This is a genomic window from Herbidospora sp. RD11066 (assembly GCF_054661255.1).
In genome coordinates this window covers 1,370,959-1,390,722 of the sequence record NZ_BAAGDO010000001.1, presented here as the reverse complement: position 1 = coordinate 1,390,722, position 19,764 = coordinate 1,370,959, and the positions used below count along the sequence as shown (strand labels likewise).

General features: G+C 72.9%; 1 protein-coding gene. It reads right to left on the bottom strand.

Annotated elements, in window-relative coordinates:
• Positions 1-18: 18 nt before the first annotated feature.
• The gene (locus tag ACYQ78_RS05985) at positions 19-19,752 is read right to left on the bottom strand and encodes a type I polyketide synthase (RefSeq protein WP_459799656.1); all 19,734 of its coding nucleotides are present in this window, start codon (positions 19,750-19,752) and stop codon (positions 19-21) included.
• Positions 19,753-19,764: the final 12 nt, after the last annotated feature.

Below are 19,764 nucleotides of genomic sequence, written 5' to 3'. Positions count from 1 at the left end.
CTGCGATCGTCGGGGTGACTAGCTGAATTCCTTGTCGATGAAATCGAAGAGATCATCGTCGGTGTCACCGATGAGCTGCTCCGAGGTCTCGACTTCGGCGGGGGCGAGGCGGGCGAGCAGCGCCTGGAGGTGCCCGGCGATCCCGGCCCGGTCGATCTCGTCGGCGGACATCGCGGCGAGGTGCAGTTCCAGGCGGTCGAGATCGGCCAGGGCGGGGGTGCCGCCGGGGCCGTCGTCGGTCAGGCGGGCCGACAGGTGCCCGGCCAGGCCGAGCGGCGACGGATAGTCGAACATGACCGTGGCGGGCAGCCGGAGCCCGGTGGCCGCGCCGAGCCGGTTGCGCAGCTCGACCGCGGTGAGCGAGTCGAAGCCCTGCTCCATGAACGGGCGCCCCGGCTCCACGGCCGACGGTCCGGCGTGGCCGAGCACCCCGGCCACGTGGGTGCGGACCAGTTCGAGCACCAGCCGGTCGCGCTCCCCCTCGGGCAGTCCGGCGATGCGGTCGCGGAACCCGGAGGTCTCGGCCCGCTTCCTGACCGGCCGGGCCAGCCCACGCAGGATCGGCGGTGCCTCGTCGGCCGGGCCGAAGGCGATCCGGGCCGGGACGAGCAGCGCCCGGTCGGCCCCGAGCGCGGCGTCGAACAGGGCCATGCCCTCTTCGGTCGTGAGCGGGGCGACCCCGGCGCGGGCCATCCGGGCGAGCGCTGCGTCGTCGAGGTGGCCGGTCATGCCGCCGTCCTGGCGCCACAGGCCCCAGGCGAGCGAGAGGCCGGGGAGCCCCTGCGCGCGGCGGTGTTCGGCGAGGGCGTCGAGGGCGGCGTTGGCGGCGGCGTAGTTGGCCTGGCCGACCGCGCCCATGACCCCGGCGAGCGAGGAGAACAGCACGAACAGGCCGACGTCTCCGGCGAGCTCGTGCAGGTTGACCGCCGCCTGGACCTTGGGGCGCCAGACGGTCTCCAGGCGCTCGGGGGTGAGCGACTCGATGACGCCGTCGTCGAGCACCCCGGCCAGGTGGATCACGCCGTCGATCGGGTGGCGGGCCAGCAGACCGGCCAGTGCGGTGCGGTCGGCGACGTCACAGGCGGCGATCGTCACCGCCGCGCCCAGCGCCGTCAGTTCACCGTGCAGTTCGGGGGCGTGGCCGGTGCGGGAGACCAGGACGAGGTCGCGTACACCATGGTTGCGGACCAGGTGGCGGGCCAGGGCCGCGCCGAGCGCGCCCGTGCCGCCAGTGATGAGGATGCGGCCGGTGACCTGCCCGGGAGCGGCTGCCGCGCGGGCGAGCCGGGGCACGAACGCCGCGCCGTCGCGGAACACCACCTGCGGTTCGCCGGCCGGGATCGGCCCGTCGCCGTCGACCAGCACGAACCGGCCCGGATGCTCCGACTCGGCGGCCCGCACGAGCCCCCAGACGGCGGCGGCGTCGAGGTTCCCCGCGAACGCACCCCGCGTGGCGACCACCAGCGGGCCGTCGCCGGAGTCGAGCAGCCGGTTCTGCACCTCGGCCAGCGCCTCGGACGCGGTCGCCGGGTGGATCGTCGTCGCGGTCAGCGTCTCGGCCGGAGCCGCCGGGATCCAGTCGACCTGGAACAGCGCGTCGGGGGCGGCGATCCGGCGCAGGGCCAGCGCGCCGATGGAGACGACGGGCCGCCCCTCGGTGTCGGCCAGGTCGATGGCGTAGGTGTCGTCGGCGGTCGCCGCGATCCTCACCCGGGCGGCGGTCGCACCGCGGGTGTGCAGGGCGACGTCGGTCCAGGAGAACGGGAGGCGGGCGGGGCCGCCGGTGACGGCGATCGTGTGGAGGGCGGCGTCGAGCAGGGCGGGGTGGAGGCCGAAGCCGCCCGCCTCGCCGTCGAGGGCGACCTCGGCGAACAGTTCGTCGTCGCGCCGCCAGACCGCCTGGAGTCCCTGGAAGACCGGGCCGTATTCGAGCCCGGCGGCGGCGAGACCGTCGTACACGCCCTCGATCGTCACCCGCTCGGCGCCCGGCGGCGGCCAGACGGTCAGGTCGGCGCCGAGCGCGGCGGTGGCCGGGGCGACGACGCCCGAGGCGTGCCGGGTCCAGTCGTCCCCCGTGCGTGAGTGGATCGCGACCGCGCACCGCCCGGCGCCGTCGGGCGCCTCCTTGGAGATCTGGATCTGTACGGCTCCCGCCTGAGGCACGACCAATGGCGCCTCAAGGGTCAGTTCCTCCACCAGATCGTCGAGCAGCATCTCGACCAGCGCCGCGCCCGGGACCACGGCCTGGCCCATGACCAGGTGGTCGGCCAGCCACGGGTGGGTGCTCAGGGACAGGCGTCCCGAGGTGACACTGCCGCCGTCGGCGAGGTCGATCTCGGCGCCGAGGAGCGGGTGGGATCCGGGGGTGGCGGCGGGCTCGCCGGTGGGCCAGAAGGTCGTGCGCTGGAAGGCGTAGGTGGGGAGGTCGACGCGCGGGGTTTCGACGACGGGCCAGGTGACCTTCGCACCGTGGGTGTGGAGGGTGGCGAGGGCGGTGTGGAAGTCGGCGATCTCGTCGCCGTCGCGCCTGGCCGTGGGGACCAGGAGGGCGGGGTCGTCGAGACAGTCGGCGGCCATCGCGGTGAGCACCGCGTCAGGCCCGACTTCCACGAACGCGTGCCCGGCCAGCCGCTCGATCGTGTCCTTGAAGTGGACCGTGTCCCGGACGTGCCTCACCCAGTAGCCGGCGTCCCTGCCGCCCTCGAACGGGATGACCGGTTCGTTGTAGGTGAGTGATTCGCAGACCTGGCGGAACTCTTCGAGCATCGGGTCCATCAGGCGGGAGTGGAAGGCGTGCGAGACCTTGAGGCGCTTGGTGGTGGCGAAGCGGGCGGCCTCGGCGAGAACGGCGTCTTCCGGGCCGGCGATGACGACGGAGCGGGGGCCGTTGATGGCGGCGATGTCGACATTTCCCGAAATTTCGCCTGACGTGGCCTGTATGGCGACCATCGCCCCACCGCCCGGAAGCGCCTGCATCAACGAGGCACGGGCGGACACGAGTGTGCAGGCGTCCTCCATCGACAGGATCCCGGCGACATGGGCGGCCGCGATCTCCCCGATCGAGTGCCCGGCCACGACCTCGGGCCTGACGCCCAACGACTCCAGGAGGCGGTAGAGCGCCACCTCGAACGCGAAGATCGCAGGCTGCGCGACCCCGGTCTCATCAAGAGATCCGCTGCTGTCGGCTTTCCCAGAGAGGTGGCCGTTGACCAGGTCGAACGTCTCGGCGAACACGGGGAAGCGGTCGTAGAGGCCGCGCCCCATGCCCGTCCGCTGCGCACCTTGGCCGGTGAAGAGGAAGGCCAGGCGGAGCTCTGGACGTACACGACCCCGGACCACGCCCGGAGCCTCGCCACCCGCCGCGAGGATGTCGAGAAGGTCGAACCTGCCGGCGGGCACGGCGGCCCGGTATTCGTGGTGGGCCCGGGTGGTCAGGAGCGCCTGGGCGACCCCGTTCGGGGAAGCGTCGGCGGGCAGGTGGTCGCGGAGGCGCGCGGCCTGAGCTCGCAACGCCTCGGGCGACTTGGCCGAGAGCAGCCACGGAACATCAACGGGCGGCATATCCGAAACGGGCGCCTTATCCGGCCCGGTCGACATGCCAGAAGCGGGCGTCATGCCGGAAGCGGGCGGTGCTTCCAAGACGGCGTGGGCGTTGGTCCCGCTGAAGCCGAACGACGACACCGCGGACCGGCGCGGGCGGCCCGTCTCGGGCCAGGTGGCCGCCTCGGTCAGGAGCGCCACCGATCCGGCCGACCAGTCGACGTGCGGGGAGGGCTCGTCCACGTGCAGGGTCTTGGGCAGGACCCCGTGCCGCATCGCCATGACCATCTTGATCACGCCGCCGACGCCAGCGGCCGCCTGTGTGTGGCCGATGTTCGACTTCAGGGAGCCCAGCCGGAGCGGTTCGGGGCGGTCCTGACCGTAGGTCGCGAGGAGGGCCTGGGCCTCGATCGGGTCGCCCAGGGTGGTGCCGGTGCCGTGGGCTTCGACGGCGTCGACGTCAGCGGGGGCCAACCCCGCGTTGTCGAGCGCGGCCATGATCACTCGCTGCTGCGAGGGGCCGTTGGGCGCCGTCAGGCCGTTGGAGGCGCCGTCCTGGTTGACCGCCGAGCCGCGCAGGACCGCGAGCACCGGGTGGCCGTGGGCGAGCGCGTCGGAGAGACGTTCGACGAGGAGCATGCCCGCGCCCTCCGACCAGCCCGTACCGTCGGCTCCGGCCGCGAACGAGCGGCAGCGGCCGTCGGCCGAGAGGCCGCGCTGGCGGCTGAAGTCGAGGAACGCCGCCGGGGTGGCCATCACGGTCACGCCACCGGCCAGCGCCATCTCGCACTCGCCGCTGCGCAGCGCCTGGGCGGCCCAGTGCAGGGCGACCAGCGACGACGAACACGCCGTGTCGACGGTGACCGCCGGGCCCTCCAGCCCGAAGACATAGGAGACGCGACCGGACACGACGCTGGCCGCGTTGCCGGTGCCGAGGTAGCCCTCGCTGCCGTCGGGCAGCGCCGACAGCCGTGAGGCGTAGTCGTGGTACATCACGCCGGTGAACACGCCGGTCCGCGAGCCGCGCATCGCGCGCGGGTCGATCCCGGCCCGCTCGAACGCCTCCCACGAGGTCTCCAGCAGGAGCCGCTGCTGCGGGTCCATGGCCAGCGCCTCACGGGGCGAGATCCCGAAGAACGCCGCGTCGAACTCGCCCGCGTCGTGCAGGAAACCGCCCTGCTTCGTGTACGTCTTCCCGACCCGCCCGGGATCGGGGTCGTAGAGCGCGTCCACGTCCCAGCCCCGGTTGGCCGGGAACTCGGTGATGCCGTCGTGCCCCCCGGCGACCAGCCGCCACAGGTCCTCGGGCGAGGCGACCCCGCCGGGGTAACGGCAGGCCATGCCGACGATCGCGATCGGCTCGTCGGACGCGACGGTCTTCGTGCGGACCCGCTCCTGTGACTCGCCGAGCAGCTGCTTCTTGAGGTAGGCCGCGAGTAGTTCGACGGTCGGGAAGTCGAACACCAGCGTCGCCGGCAGCCGCAGCCCGGTCGCCGCGTTGAGCCGGTTCCGCAGCTCGACCGCGGTCAGCGAGTCGAACCCGAGCTCGGTGAACGCCTGGTCGACCCGGACCACGGCGGCGTCCCGGTGCCCGAGCACCAGCGCGACCTGCGTCCGGACCAGCGCGAGCACCTCGGCCTCGTCGGCGGGCGGCTTGACGGCCGTGTTCTTCACCGCCCGGCGCGGCCGGACCAGGCTCCGGAGCAGCGCCCCCGCCACTCCCCCACCGGCGGCCAGCGCGGCCGGGTCGATCTTGGCGGGGATCAGCACCGCCTCGTCCGAGGCGAGCGCGGCGTCGAACAGGGCGAGCCCCTCGTCGTCGGTCAGCGGCGCGATCCCGGCGCGGGCGATGCGCTCGCGGTCGTCGTCCGTCAGGGTCCCGGCCATGCCGGACTCCCACAGGCCCCAGGCCAGCGAGACGGCGTGCCGCCCGGCCGCGCGGCGCTCCTCGGCGAGCGCGTCGAGGGCGGCGTTGGCGGCGGCGTAGTTCGCCTGCCCCGCCGCACCGATCACCCCGCCGATCGAGGAGTACAGCACCAGGAACCCGTCGCCGACGAGCTCGGCGAGGTTGCGCGCGGCCTCCGCCTTGGGTCGCATGACCCGCGCCAGCCGCTCGCCGTCGAGCTGCTCGATCACGCCGTCGTCGAGAACACCCGCCGCGTGTACGGCCCCCGCCAGACGTCGCCCTCCTATGGCTCGGTTCAAGGCGTCCCGGTCCGCGGCGTCGCAGGCGATGACCGTGACCTGGGCGTCGACCCCGAGTTCGACCGCACCGCCCGACCTGGAGACCAGGATGAGCTCCCGGACTCCGTACCGCTCGACCAGATGACGAGCCACGACGCGCCCGAGCGCCCCGGTCCCACCGGTGACGAGCACCGGCCCGTCGACGGGCGTGGGGACCCCCGCCGGAACCGACGCCCTGACCAATCGGGGAGCGTGGGCGACGCCGTCGCGGAAGGAGACCTGCGGCTCCCCCGCCGGGATCGGCCCATCGCCGTCGACCAGGACGAACCGCCCCGGGTTCTCGGTCTCGGCCGACCGGACCAGACCCCAGACGGCGGCGTCGGCGCTGTGCACGGCCAGCCTGGCCGTGGTGTCCGCCCGCAGTCGTTCCTGTACGAGCTGGAGAGCATCATGGGCGGATGCCACCGTCACGTGGTCGACGTCGGTGTCGGTCTCGCCGGTGACCGGGACCCAGGTCAGGCGGTAGAGCGAGTCGACCGGGCGGTGCGTGAGGGCGCGCAGGGTGAGCGAACCGACGGTCGCGACCGGGTGGCCGTGCTCATCCCAGACGGACAGGCCGATCGTGGTGCCCTCGGCGCGAGTGAGACGTACCCGAAGAGACCGCGCGCCCGCCGTGTGGAGCGACAGGTTCGACCAGGAGAACGGCAGACCGGCCAGGTCGTCGAAGAGGGCGACGCCGTGCAGGGCGGCGTCGAACAGGGCGGGGTGCAGGCCGTATCCGTCGCCGCCGGGAAGGGAGACCTCGGTGTAGACGTCGCCGTCGCGCGACCAGGCGACGGTGACGCCCCGGAAGGCCGGGCCGTAGTCGAGCCCGCCGCGCGACATGCGGTCGTAGAGGTCGTCGAGCTCGATCGGCACTGCACCCTCGGGCGGCCAGACGCCGATGGGGGTGCCGTGGGGCGCCTCGGCGGCGAGCAGGCCGGTGGCGTGACGGGTCCACGGGTCGTCGTCGGAGATCCGGGAGTGCACGGTGACCGTGTTCCGCTCGGACACCGCCACCTGGACCTGCACCGCGCCCCTCACGTAGAGGGGCGTCTCCAGCGTGAGCTCCTCGACGAGCGCGCAGCCCACCTGGGCGGCGGCGTGCAGCGCGAGCTCGGCGATGGCAGTGCCCGGTACGACGACCTCGCCGCCGACGACGTGATCGGCCAGCCAGGGGTGGAGGTGCGTCGACAGTCGCCCGGTGAGGATCAGCCCGCCGTCGGCGACGGCCACCGAGGCGCCCAGCAGCGGATGCCCGGTGGCGGCGAGCCCCGCCGCCGTGACATCCCCGGCACCGGCGGGGGCCTCCAGCCAGTAGGGCTCGTGCTCGAACGGGTAGGGCGGCAGAGCGACGCGACGGCCTGTCGTGGGCCAAGTGACCTTGACGCCCGTGGTGTGCAGTCTGGCCAGGGCGGCGACCAGGGCGTCCCGCTCGGGCCGCCCCTTGCGGATGGCGGGCACCGCACCGTCGATCAGCGCGGCGAGGACCGCGTCGGGCCCGACCTCGACGAACGTGGTCACCCCCGCGCCGGCGAGCGATTCGGCGGTCTCGGCGAAGCGCACGGTGTCACGGACGTGCCGGACCCAGTAGCCGGGGTCGGTGACGTCGGCCGTTCCCGGGCCGGAGACGATCGGGATGCGCGGCTCGTGGAAGCTCAGCCCTTCGACGATCCGGCGGAAATTCTCCAGCATCGGGTCCATGAGGCGGGAGTGGAACGCGTGCGAGACGGTGAGCCGCTTGGTCTTGCGGCCCATCGCGCTCAGGCGCGCAGCCTCGGCCTCAACGGCGTCTTCTGACCCTGAAATGACCACTGCCTGCGGGCCGTTTATGGCGGCGATGTCCACGTCGGGCGAAATTTCGGCATGTGCGGCCTGAACGGCGACCATCGCACCGCCTGCCGGAAGCGCCTGCATCAGCGCGCCCCGCGCCGTCACCAGCGTGCAGGCGTCCTCCAGCGAGAGGACCCCGGCGACGTGAGCAGCGGCCAGCTCACCGACGGAGTGCCCGGCCAGGTAGTCGGGCTGAACGCCGAACGACTCCAGCAGCCGGAAGAGAGCGACCTCGAAGGCGAAGAGCGCGGGCTGCGTAACCCAGGTCTCATCGAGCCGCTCACCAGCGAAAACCGCCCCGGCGACATCGAGACGACCAGGCCCGGATGGAGAACCCTGGCCGCCCCCATCAGAGCCACCGGCCACGCCGGACACGCCCGCGTTAAAAGCGCCATCCACACTGGCCGTGCGTAGATCTGAGGTGCCAGCCACACCAGGAGTGCCTTCGCCGACGCCACCGGCGACACCCGACGCGTCTGGGCCGAAGACCGGGGTCTGGCCGAATGTCTCAACGCCGAAGCCGCCATTGGCGCCCATTACTTCTGGGCCGACGATCCCGGACGAACCGCCATAGCTGCCATCCACGACTGACGTGGCCGCCTCCAGCTGTTCGCGGACCGTGTCGAAGGCTTCGGCGAAGACCGGGAAGGCGTCGTAGAGTTCGCGGCCCATTCCAGCGCGCTGGGCGCCCTGGCCCGTGAACAGGAAAGCGATCTTCGAGTGGCCGGCCGTGCCAGTGACGACATCCACGTGATCGTCGCCGTGGGCCAGGGCCTCCAGGGCTGCGCGGATTGCGGCCCGGTCGGTGGCGGTGACGACGGCGCGTTCGCCCAGTAGCGGGCGGGTGGCAAGGGTGTGCGTGAGGTCGGCCAGAGCGGCCTCTTCCGCCAGAGCGGCCAGGTTGCGCTCTTCGGCCAGAGCTCCCTGGAGTTGCTCGGCCTGTGACCGCAGGGCTTCCTTGGTTTTGGCCGACAGGAGCAGGGGCGTACCGGAAGAGGAAGTGCCTGTGGGTTCGGGGGCCTGTTCGATGATCGTGTGGGCGTTGGTGCCGCCGATGCCGAAGGACGAGACGGCGGCGCGGCGGGGCTGGCCCGTTTCGGGCCAGGGGGTGGGCTCGGTGAGGAGTTCGACGGCGCCGGCCGACCAGTCGACGTGGGGAGAGGGCTCGTCGACGTGCAGGGTGCGCGGGAGAACTCCGTGGCGCATCGCCATGATCATCTTGATGACGCCCGCCACTCCGGCGGCGGCCTGGGTGTGGCCGAGGTTCGACTTCACCGAGCCCAGCCGCAGCGGGTGGGGACGGGTCCCGCCGTACACCTCGATCACGGCCTGGGCCTCGATCGGGTCGCCGAGGACGGTGCCGGTGCCATGAGCCTCGACCGCGTCGACCTGGTCGGGGCGCAGCCCGGCGCCCGCGAGGGCCTGCCGGAGGACCCGTTGCTGAGACGGGCCGTTGGGGGCGGTGAGGCCGTTGGAGGCGCCGTCCTGGTTGACCGCCGAACCTCGGACGATGGCGAGCACCTCGTGGCCGTTGCGCACCGCATCGGACAGCCGCTCCACGAGCAGCATGCCGACGCCCTCCGACCAGCCGGTGCCGTCGGCCCCGGCCGCGAACGACTTGCAGCGGCCGTCGGCGGCCAGGCCCTTCTGGCGGGAGAAGTCGACGAAGGTCGACGGGGTGGACATCACGGTCGCACCGCCCGCCAGCGCCATCGTGCACTCCCCGCGCCTGATCGCCTGCACGGCCAGGTGCAGCGCCACCAGCGACGACGAGCACGCCGTGTCGACGGTGACCGCAGGCCCTTCGAGCCCGAAGGTGTACGCGATCCGCCCCGACGCCACGCTCCCCGAGTTCCCGGTGCCGAGATACCCCTCGACCCCGTCGGGCAGCGCGGGCAGCCGGGAGGCGTAGTCGTGGTACATGATCCCGGCGTACACCCCGGTCATCGAGCCCTTCAGCGCCGCCGGATCGATCCCAGCCCGCTCGAACGCCTCCCACGACGCCTCCAGCAGAAGGCGCTGCTGCGGGTCCATCGCGAGGGCCTCACGCGGCGAGATACCGAAGAAGGCGGCATCGAAGCCGGGGGCGTCGTGCAGGAAACCGCCCTTCTTCGTGTACGTCTTCCCGGTGCGCCCAGGGTCGGGGTCGTAGAGCGCGTCCACGTCCCAGCCCCGGTTGACGGGGAACTCGGTGATGCCGTCGCGGCCCTCGGCGACCAGCCGCCACAGATCCTCGGGCGACCGCACCCCGCCGGGATAGCGGCAGCTCATGCCCACGATGGCGATGGGTTCGTCCGTGTCGGTGGCCGTGCGTGTCTCGACCTGCCTGCGCGTACCGGAGAGCTTCTCCTCCAGATGCGCCGCCAGCGCGGCGGGCGTCGGATAGTCGAAGACCAGCGTCGCCGGAAGCCGGATCTCGGTGACCGAGGCCAGCCGGTTGCGCAGCTCGACCGCGGTCAGCGAGTCGAACCCGAGGTCCGAGAACGCCCGATCGGGCGCGACGTCGTCGCCGTCACGATGCCCGAGCACGAGCGCGACCTGCGCCCTGACCAGCCCGAGCAGATCCCCGGTCGAAGGCGACGCTGCGGCGACCTGACGGCGAGCGGGGCGCACCAGCCCCGACAGCAACGCTCCCGGCACTCCCCCGGCGGCGTGCAGCACCGTGGCATCGATCCGGGCCGGAACCAGCAGCGCCCGGTCACTGACCAGAGCGGCGTCGAAGAGGGCGAGGGCGTGATCGGCGGCCATCGGAGCGACCCCGTTACGGGCGATGCGCGCCCGGCCGGCGGCGTCGAGCCCGGCGACCATGCCGTGGTCCCACATGCCCCAGGCGAGCGAGACCGCGTGCCGTCCCTGCGCGCGGCGGCGGGCGGCGAGCGCGTCGAGGGCGGCGTTGGCGGCGGCGTAGTTCCCCTGCCCGGCCGCGCCGAGCACTCCGGCGACCGAGGAGAACAGTACGAACAGCGGCACGTCGGGCAGCACCTCGTCGAGGTTCCGCGCGGCGGTGGCCTTGGCGGCCAGCACGGCGTCGAGCCGTTCGGGGGTCAGCGCCGAGACCAGCCCGTCGTCGAGCACTCCGGCGGCGTGGATCACCCCGGCGACGTTCTCCCCGGCGAGCAGCGCCGCGAGAGCGCCCTTGTCGGTGACATCACAGGCGGCGGTCCGCACGCCGAGCCCTGAGGGTCCCCCACCCGTGCGGGAGATGAGCAGCAGATCACCGACACCCTGAACGTCGATGAGATGCCGCACGACCAGCCCCGCCAGCGCCCCCGACCCTCCGGTGATGACGATGACGCCATCCCCGAAAACAGGACGCGCCTGCGACACCGGCACCCGGACCAGCCTGGGCACGAAGACCTTGCCGTCCCGGAGGAAGACCTGCGGCTCCCCCTTCGGCACCCGCACCAGCCCACCGGAACCGCCGTCGATGAGCCTGGACCGACCAGAGCTGTCGTCAGGCGAACCGGCGACCAGACCGTCGATCAACGCGGAACGGCCGGAGTCCCTCTCGGTGGCCAGGCCGTCGACCTGCGCGGACCGACTGGAGCTCCCCTCGGCTAGGCCCTCGTACCGACCAGAGGTCGGCTCGGTGGCCAGGCCGTCGATCAAGGTGAAGCGGCCGGGGTTCTCGGCCAGGGCCGTGCGGACCAGGCCCCAGGCGGCGGCCTGGTCGGGGTCGGTCTCCGCGCCGTCGGTCACCAGGGCGAGGGTGCCCGTTCGGGGTAGCCAGTCGTGGATGAGCGCGAGCGCCTCGTGGGGCGTGCCGACGCGGGCGGCGGTCGCCTCGACGTCCTCCGTGGTGGTGACCTCGACCAGGTCGACGCCGAACATGGTGCCCGGGGTGCCGCCGAGCTGTTCGGCCGTGACCGGGCGGAGCATCAGCGCGCCGACGGTGGCGACGGGGCCGCCGTCGAGGTCGGTGACGTGCAGGGAGACGGCGTCGGTACCCGCCGGGGAGAGGCGCACCCGCAGGGCGCGGGCGCCCGTCGCGTGGAGGGTGACGTCGTTCCAGGAGAAGGGCAGGTGCCCCCGCGACGGGTCGCGGACGAACCCACCCAGACCAATGGCGTGAAGAGTCGCGTCGAGAAGGGCCGGGTGGAGCCCGTAGCCCCGCGCGTCGACGTCGTCGGGCAGGACGACCTCGGCCCAGATGTCGTCGCCCACCCGCCAGGCGGCGCGCAGCCCCTGGAACGCCGGGCCGTAACCGAGCCCGACGGCGGCGGCGTCGTCATAGAGGGAGGTGAGGTCGATCGGGTCGGCCTCGGGCCGGTCGGCGGGCCGCGTCGCGGCGGGTTCCGCCGACAGGACGCCCACCGCATGGCGGGTCCACTCAGCGGTGTCGTCGCCACGGGAGAAGATCGCCACTTCGGTGCCGGACACGGTCACCTGGACCGACACGCCGCCCTGCTCCGGCAGGATCAGCGGCGCTTCGAGGGTGAGCTCGTCGAGCACCCCGAAGCCCGCCTGGTCACCGGCCCGGGTCGCCATCTCGACGAACGCGGTGCCCGGCAGCAGAATCCGGCCGTGGATGACGTGGTCGGCCAGCCACGGCTGTGTCCGCACCGACAGCCGCCCGGTGAGCACGGTCCCACCCCCGGCGAGCGCGACGGCCGCGCCGAGCAGCGGATGCCCGGCGGCGTCCAGCCCCAGCCCGGCGACGTCACCCGCACGGGCCGTCGGAGCGGGCCAGTAGCGGCGCCGCTCAAAGGCATAGGTCGGCAGCTCGACCCGGGGCCCCGCCGGATAGACGGCGTCCCAGTCGACCGGAGCGCCGGAGACGTGCAGCCGGGCGAGCCCTTCGACGGCCGCCCGGGCCTCCCGCCCGGCCAGCACGAGCGGAATCCAGGCGTGCTCGCCTTCGACGCACTCCTGCCCCATCGCGGTCAAAACGGCCTCGGGCCCGATCTCGACGAACCGGGTGACCCCTTCGGCCTCCAGCCAGGAGATCCCCTCGGCGAACCGCACCGCCTCCCGGACATGGTCGACCCAGTAGCCGGGGTCGGCGACGTCGGCGAGCTGCCCGGAGACGATCGGAATCTCCGGCTGGTTGTACGTGAGCGACTCCGCCACCCTGCGGAAGTCCTCCAACATCGGGTCCATCAGCCGCGAGTGGAACGCGTGCGAGACCGTGAGCCGCTTGGTCTTGCGCCCCATCGCGGTGAACCGAGCAGCCTCGGCGTCCACGATGTCCTCGGGCCCGGAGATGACCACCGACTGCGGACCATTAATGGCGGCAATGTCCACGTCAGGCGAAATTTCGCCATGTGTGGCCTGTACGGCAACCATCGCGCCCCCGGCCGGAAGCGCCTGCATCAGCGCACCCCGAGCCGTCACCAACGTGCACGCGTCTTCGAGCGACAGCACTCCAGCCACATGCGCGGCAGCGATCTCGCCAATGGAGTGCCCGGCCAGGAAGTCGGGCCGCACCCCCCACGACTCGGCCAGCCGGTAGAGGGCAACCTCGAACGCGAACAACGCCGGCTGCGTCACCCAGGTCTCGTCGAGACTTTCCCCCGTCGCGATGGCAGCAGCCACATCCAGACGCGCACGAACCGACCCCGATACGCCAACACCTGCGTCGCCGATTGCATCCGCGCCGGGAACCGCATCATCAGGCCGGGTATGAATTGACCCGGAAACACCGACACCCGTGTCACGGAACGCATCCGCACCCGAATTCTGGCCACCCGGCCGGGCACGAACCGACTTGTACACACCGACATCAGCGTCGCCGACCGCATCAGCACCCCGGACCTCACCATCGGGCCGGGCATGAGCCGACCCGGAAACACCGACATCCGCGTCGCCGATCGCATCCGCACCCGAATGCCGACTATCCGGCTGGGCGTGGGCCGATCCGGAAAGGCCGGCCAGCGCGGCCACGTCGAGCTGGGCGCAGACCTCGTCGAAGGCCTGCGCGAAGGCGGGGAAGGTCTCGTGGAGTTCGCGGCCCATGCCCGCCCGCTGGGAACCTTGGCCGGTGAAGAGGAAGGCCATGCGTCCGGCGGTAGCCGTACCGGAAATGACCGAAGGTGCGGTGCGGCCAGCCGCGACGGCGGCGAGCCCCTCGCGGAGCTCTTCTTCCGTGGCGCCGACCACGACGGCGCGCTCGGTGAGAGCGGCCCGGGTGGTGGCCAGAGCGCGGGCGAGGGCGACCGCGCGCCCCGGCGGCAGCGTGGCAGGGCCGACGCCCGGAATCCGCGCAGCTGTGCCCGGCCCTATCACCCGGTCCGCTCCGGTCGCCCGGTCCGCTTCAAGTGCCTGACCCGCTCTAAGCGCCAGGTCTGCTTCAAGCGCCAGGTCTGCTCCGAGCGCCTGGTCCGCGCCGATCGCGCGGTCTGCCTCAAATGCCTGACCCGCTCTAGGCGCCAGGTCTGCTTCAAACGCCCGGTCCGCTTCGAGGGCCTCGGTCAGGCGGGCGGCCTGGTCGCGGAGGGAGGTCGCGGTCGCGGCTGTGATGGGCCAGGCCAGGGGGCCGGTGAAAGGCGGGGCCGCGACAGGGTCTGCGGATGGGGCCTGTTCGATGATGGTGTGGGCGTTGGTGCCGGAGATGCCGAACGATGAGATGCCCGCACGCCGGGGAGCGCCCGTCTCGGGCCAAGGCGCGGCTTCGGTGAGGAGGTCGATCGAGCCCGAAGACCAGTCGACGTGCGGGGTGGGGGCGTCGACGTGCAGGGTGCGCGGGAGTACACCGTGGCGCATGGCCAGGACCATCTTGATCACACCGGCCACGCCGGCCGCCGCCTGCGTGTGGCCCAGGTTCGACTTGATCGAGCCCAGCCCCAGGGGGCGGGGCCGGTTCTGGCCGTAGGTCGCGAGGAGGGCCTGGGCCTCGATCGGGTCGCCCAACGCGGTGCCGGTGCCGTGGGCCTCGACGACGTCGACCTGTGCAGCGTCGAGACCGGCCGAGGCGAGCGCCTGGCGGATCACCCGCTGCTGGGACGGGCCGTTCGGGGCGGTGAGGCCGTTGGAGGCGCCGTCCTGGTTGACCGCCGAGCCCCGGACGATCGCCAGCACGTCGTGCCCGTTCGCCCGCGCGTCGGAGAGGCGTTCCAGCACCAGCACGCCGACACCGTCGGAGAACCCTGCCCCGTCGGCCTGGGCCGCGAAGGCCTTCGAGCGGCCGTCGGCGGCGAGACCGCGCTGGCGGGAGAACTCCAGGAACAGGCCCGGCGTGGCCATCACGGTCACCCCGCCCGCCAGGGCAAGGGTGCACTCGCCCTGCCGCAGCGCTTGCGCGGCCATGTGCAACGCGACCAGCGACGACGAACAGGCCGTGTCCACCGTCACGGCGGGGCCTTCCAGGCCGAGCGAGTAGGACACCCGCCCGGACAGCACCGACGCCGTGTTGCCGGTGCCGACGTAACCACCCTCGGCCTCGGGGCCGTCGAGCAGCAGGTTCACATAATCCTGGCCGTTGGTCCCGGCGAAGACGCCCGTGGACGAACCCTTCAGCGACGACGGGTCGATCCCGGCCCGCTCCAGCGCCTCCCACGACGTCTCCAGCAGCAAGCGCTGCTGCGGGTCCATCGCCAGCGCCTCACGCGGAGAAATACCGAAGAACGCCGCGTCGAAATCGGCCGCTCCGGACAGGAAGCCGCCTTCGAGGGAGTGGGAGCGCCCGGCGAGGTCGGCCAGGTCCCAGCCACGGTCCTCCGGGAACGGACCGATGGCGTCGCCGCCGTCGGCGAGGAGCCGCCACAGGTCCTCGGGTGAGGCGACGCCGCCGGGGAACCGGCAGCTCATTCCGACGATCGCGATGGGATCGCCGTCCACGGCGCTCACCTGGGCGACCGCAATCCCATCATCACTACCGAGCAGTTCGCCGGTCAGATGCCGGGCCAGCGCAGCCGGGGTCGGGTAGTCGAAGACGAGCGTCGAGGCCAGGCGCAGGCCGGTCGCGGCGCCGAGGCGGTTGCGCAGTTCCACGGCGGTGAGCGAGTCGAAGCCGAGTTCCTTGAACGCCCGGTCGGCCGCGACCGCGTCGCGGCCGGTGTGTCCGAGCACGCCGGCGACGTGGGTGCGGACCAGGTCGAGCAGGCGCCGTCCGGTCTCGGCCGCCGGGAGGCCGCGCAGGGCGGAGACGGCGTCGTCCTGGGCGGCGGCGAGGATGCGGCGCATCTCCGGCAGGTCGGTGAGCGACGGGACGGGACGCGCGGAGGCGAAGACGTGGGTGAGGTTGTCCCAGTCGATGTCGGCGACGGCCAGGAAGGTCTCGTCGGCGTCGATGGCCTGGCCGAGGATCGTGAGGGCCGCCTCGGGGTCGAGGGACTTGGCGCCGCGGCGCTTCATCTGCTCCTCGACGACCCCGCCGTCGGCCATGCCGCCGCCGCCCCAGTGTCCCCAGCCGATCGAGGTGGCCCTGAGGCCGAGCGAGCGGCGGTGCAGAGCGAGGGCGTCGAGGAAGGCGTTGGCGGGGGCGTAGTTGCCCTGACCGGCGACGCCGAACGACCCGGCGAACGAGGAGAACAGGACGAAGAACTCGACGTCGCCGACGAGTTCGTGCAGGTTGACGGCCGCGTCGGCCTTCACGCGCAGCACCCGGTCGACCTGGTCGAGGGTGAGGTCGTCGACGACGGCGTCGTCGAGGATCGCGGCGGTGTGGACGACGCCGGTCACCGGGTGCTCGGCCAGCAGCGCGGCGAGCTGGTCGCGGTCGGACACGTCGCAGGCGACCACGGTCGCGCCGAGTTCCTCCGCCAGTTCGGCGGCGCCCGGCGCGGCGGGGCCCGACCGGCTGACCAGCAGCAGGCCGGTCGCCCCGCGCTCGTGGAACCAGCGGGCCACCTGCGCGCCGAGCGCACCCGTGCCGCCGGTGATCAGCACGGTGCCCGAGGGGGTCCGCACCGGCAGTTCGCGCCGTCCGAGAGGGGCGCGGGTCAGGCGCCGGGCGGTGACGCCGGTCGTCCCGATGACGAGTTCCTGCTCGGCCGACTGGGCGATCACCGACGCGAGGCGTTCGGCGGCCCGGTCGTCGAAGGTTTCGGGGATCTCGACGACGCCGCCCCAGCGCTGGAGGTGCTCCTGCGCGACGACCCGGCCGAAGCCCCAGACGAGCGCCTGTTCCGGCGCGTCTCCCCTGGTGACGCACCACAGCGGGGCGTCTATCCCGGTCGCGCCGAGTTCCTGGACGAGCCGCAGGGTCGCGGCGAACGCGGCGGGTGTCGAGGGGTGGCCGGGCTCGCGGGAGTCGTCCAAAGCGGCGAAGGAGATCACTCCGGCGAGGCCGTCGCACGGCTCGGTCACCAGGTCGACGTGACGGCCGAGCGTCTCCACCAGGCCGGGCTCACCGCCGACGACGAGGACGGGCCCGGCGGGACGGCCGGTGAACACGACCGGCTTCCACGTGACGGTGTAGCGCAGCTTGTCGGTGCCGCTCACCCGCCTGCGGCGGCGCCGCCACTCGGACAGCGCCGGAAGCGCGTCGCCGAGCCCGCCCGTGACCTCGACGTCGAGGGCGGCCAGGGCGTCGAGGTCGGCGGTTTCGACAGCCTCCCAGAAGGCGGCGTCCTCGACGGCCACGACGGGTTCGGCCGGGGTGGGCCAGTAGCGCTGCCGCCGGAACGGGTAGGTCGGCAGGTCGACCCGGGCGCCGCCGTGGAAGGCGGCCGTCCAGTCGACCCGCGCCCCGGCGGCCCACGCCTCGCCGAGGGAGGCGTAGAAGCGGGCGAGCCCGCCGTCGTCGCGGCGCAGGGTGCCCACGACGGCGGGGGCGTCGTCGATCTCCTCCAGGGTCTCCTGGATGCCGACGACGAGCCCCGGATGCGGGCTGACCTCGACGAACGCGCTGAACCCCTGGGCGGCGAGCGCCCGCACGGCCTCCTCCAGCCGCACGGTCTTGCGCAGGTTCTCGTACCAGTACTCCGCGCCCATGCACGACGTGTCGAGCCATTCGGCGGTCACCGTCGAGAACAGCGGCACCTCGGAAGCGCGCGGCGAGATCCCCGCCAGCGCGGTCAGCACCGCCTCGCGGATCTCCTCCACGTGATGCGAATGCGACGCGTAGTCGACCGGGAGAATCCGGGTGCGCGCGTCGATGCGATCCCGCAGCTCCTCCAGCGCCTCGACATCCCCCGACACCACGACCGACGAAGGCCCGTTGACGACGGCGACGCTCAGCCGGTCGTCCAACGCCAAAGCCGAGGCGGGCAGCGCGACCGACATCATGCCGCCGCGCCCGGCCAGCGGACGCAGCGCTCTGGCCCGCAGCACCACCACGGCAGCCGCATCAGCCAAGGTCAGCGCCCCGGCCACACATGCGGCGGCGATCTCACCCTGCGAATGACCGACCACGGCTGCGGGCGTCACGCCATAGGACTTCCACAGCTCGGCCAGCGACACCATCACCGCCCACAACGCCGGCTGCACGACCTCCACGTTCTCCAGCGAACCGCCGCGCACCACGTCCAGCAGCGACCAGTCCACATAGGGCGCGAGCGCCTCGGCGCACTCGGCCATCCGGGCCGCGAACACCGGCGCGGTGTCGAGCAGTTCCGCCGCCATCCCGGCCCACTGCGACCCCTGGCCGGGGAACACCATGACCACGCGGCCGTCACCGGAACCGGTCACCCCGCGCGCGACCTCGGCGCCGTCGATCAGCACGGCCCGGTGGTCGAGCATGGCGCGGGTGGTGACCAGCGAGTGGCCGACGTCGGCCAGCGGCGCCCGCACACCCCGCAGCCCGGCGGCGATGTCCCGGAGGGCCTCGGGCGAACCCGCCGACACGATCAGCGGCACCACCGGCCCGGCGACCCCGGGAGCGGCGGGCGCCACGGCGGGGGCCTCTTCGATGACGGTGTGCGCGTTCGTCCCGCTGAAACCGAACGACGAGATCCCGGCCCGGCGCGGGCGGTCCCCGGCGGGCCACGGCACCGGCTCGGTCAGCGGCGCCACCGATCCGGCGGTCCAGTCGACGTGCGGTGAGGGGGCGTCCACGTGCAGGGTCTTCGGCAGGAGACCGTGCTTGAGCGCCAGGATCATCTTGATGACCCCCGCCACACCGGCGGCGGCCTGGGTGTGGCCGATGTTCGACTTCACCGAGCCCAGCCAGAGGGGCGTCTCCCGCTCCTGCCCGTACGTCGCCAGCAGCGCCTGCGCCTCGATCGGGTCGCCCAGGGTGGTCCCGGTGCCGTGGGCCTCGACGACGTCGACGTCCTGGGAGGAGAGCCCGGCGTTCTCCAGGGCGGCCCGGATGACCCGCTGCTGCGAAGGACCGTTGGGCGCGGTGAGCCCGTTGGACGCGCCGTCCTGGTTGATGGCCGAGCCGCGCACGACCGCGAGCACCGGGTGGCCGTTCGCTAGGGCGTCCGACAGCCGCTCCACCAGCAGCACGCCGACGCCCTCGCCCCAGCCGGTGCCGTCGGCCGCGTTCGCGAACGCTTTGCAGCGCCCGTCGGGGGCCAGGCCGCGCTGCCGGGAGAAGTCGATGAACGCCCCGGGCGTCGACATGATCGTCACCCCGGCCGCCAGCGCGAGGGAGCACTCCCCCGACCGCAGCGACTGGACGGCCATGTGCAGCGCCACCAGCGACGAGGAGCAGGCCGTGTCGACGGTGACCGCCGGGCCCTCCAGGCCGTAGGTGTAGGCGAGGCGGCCCGAGGCGACGCTGGCCGCGTTGCCGGTGCCGAGGTAGCCCTCGACGTTCTCCTCGCCGTCGAGCAGGAGGTTGACGTAGTCCTGTCCGTTGGTGCCGACGAAGACCCCGGCCCTGCTGCCCTTCAGCGACTCCGGATCGATCCCCGCACGCTCGAACGCCTCCCACGACGTCTCCAGGAGAAGACGTTGCTGCGGGTCCATCGCCAGGGCCTCGCGGGGCGAGATGCCGAAGAACTCCGCGTCGAACCCGGCGACGTCGTCGAGGAAGGCACCCTTGTCGACGTAGGAGGTGCCGGGCGCGTCGGGGTCGGGGTCGAACAGCGACGCCAGATCCCAGCCGCGGTCCCGGGGGAAGCCGGTGACCGCGTCCGCGCCGTCGGCGACGAGCCGCCACAGGTCCTCCGGCGACCGGACTCCGCCGGGGAACCGGCAGGCCATCGCGACGACGGCGATCGGTTCCCTGGCAGCGTCCACGAGCCGCTTGTTCTGGCGGCGGAGCCGTTCGGTCTCTTTCAACGAGGAGCGCAGGGCCTCAACGACCTGGCGATCGGGCGTAGTCATCATCAGCTCCAC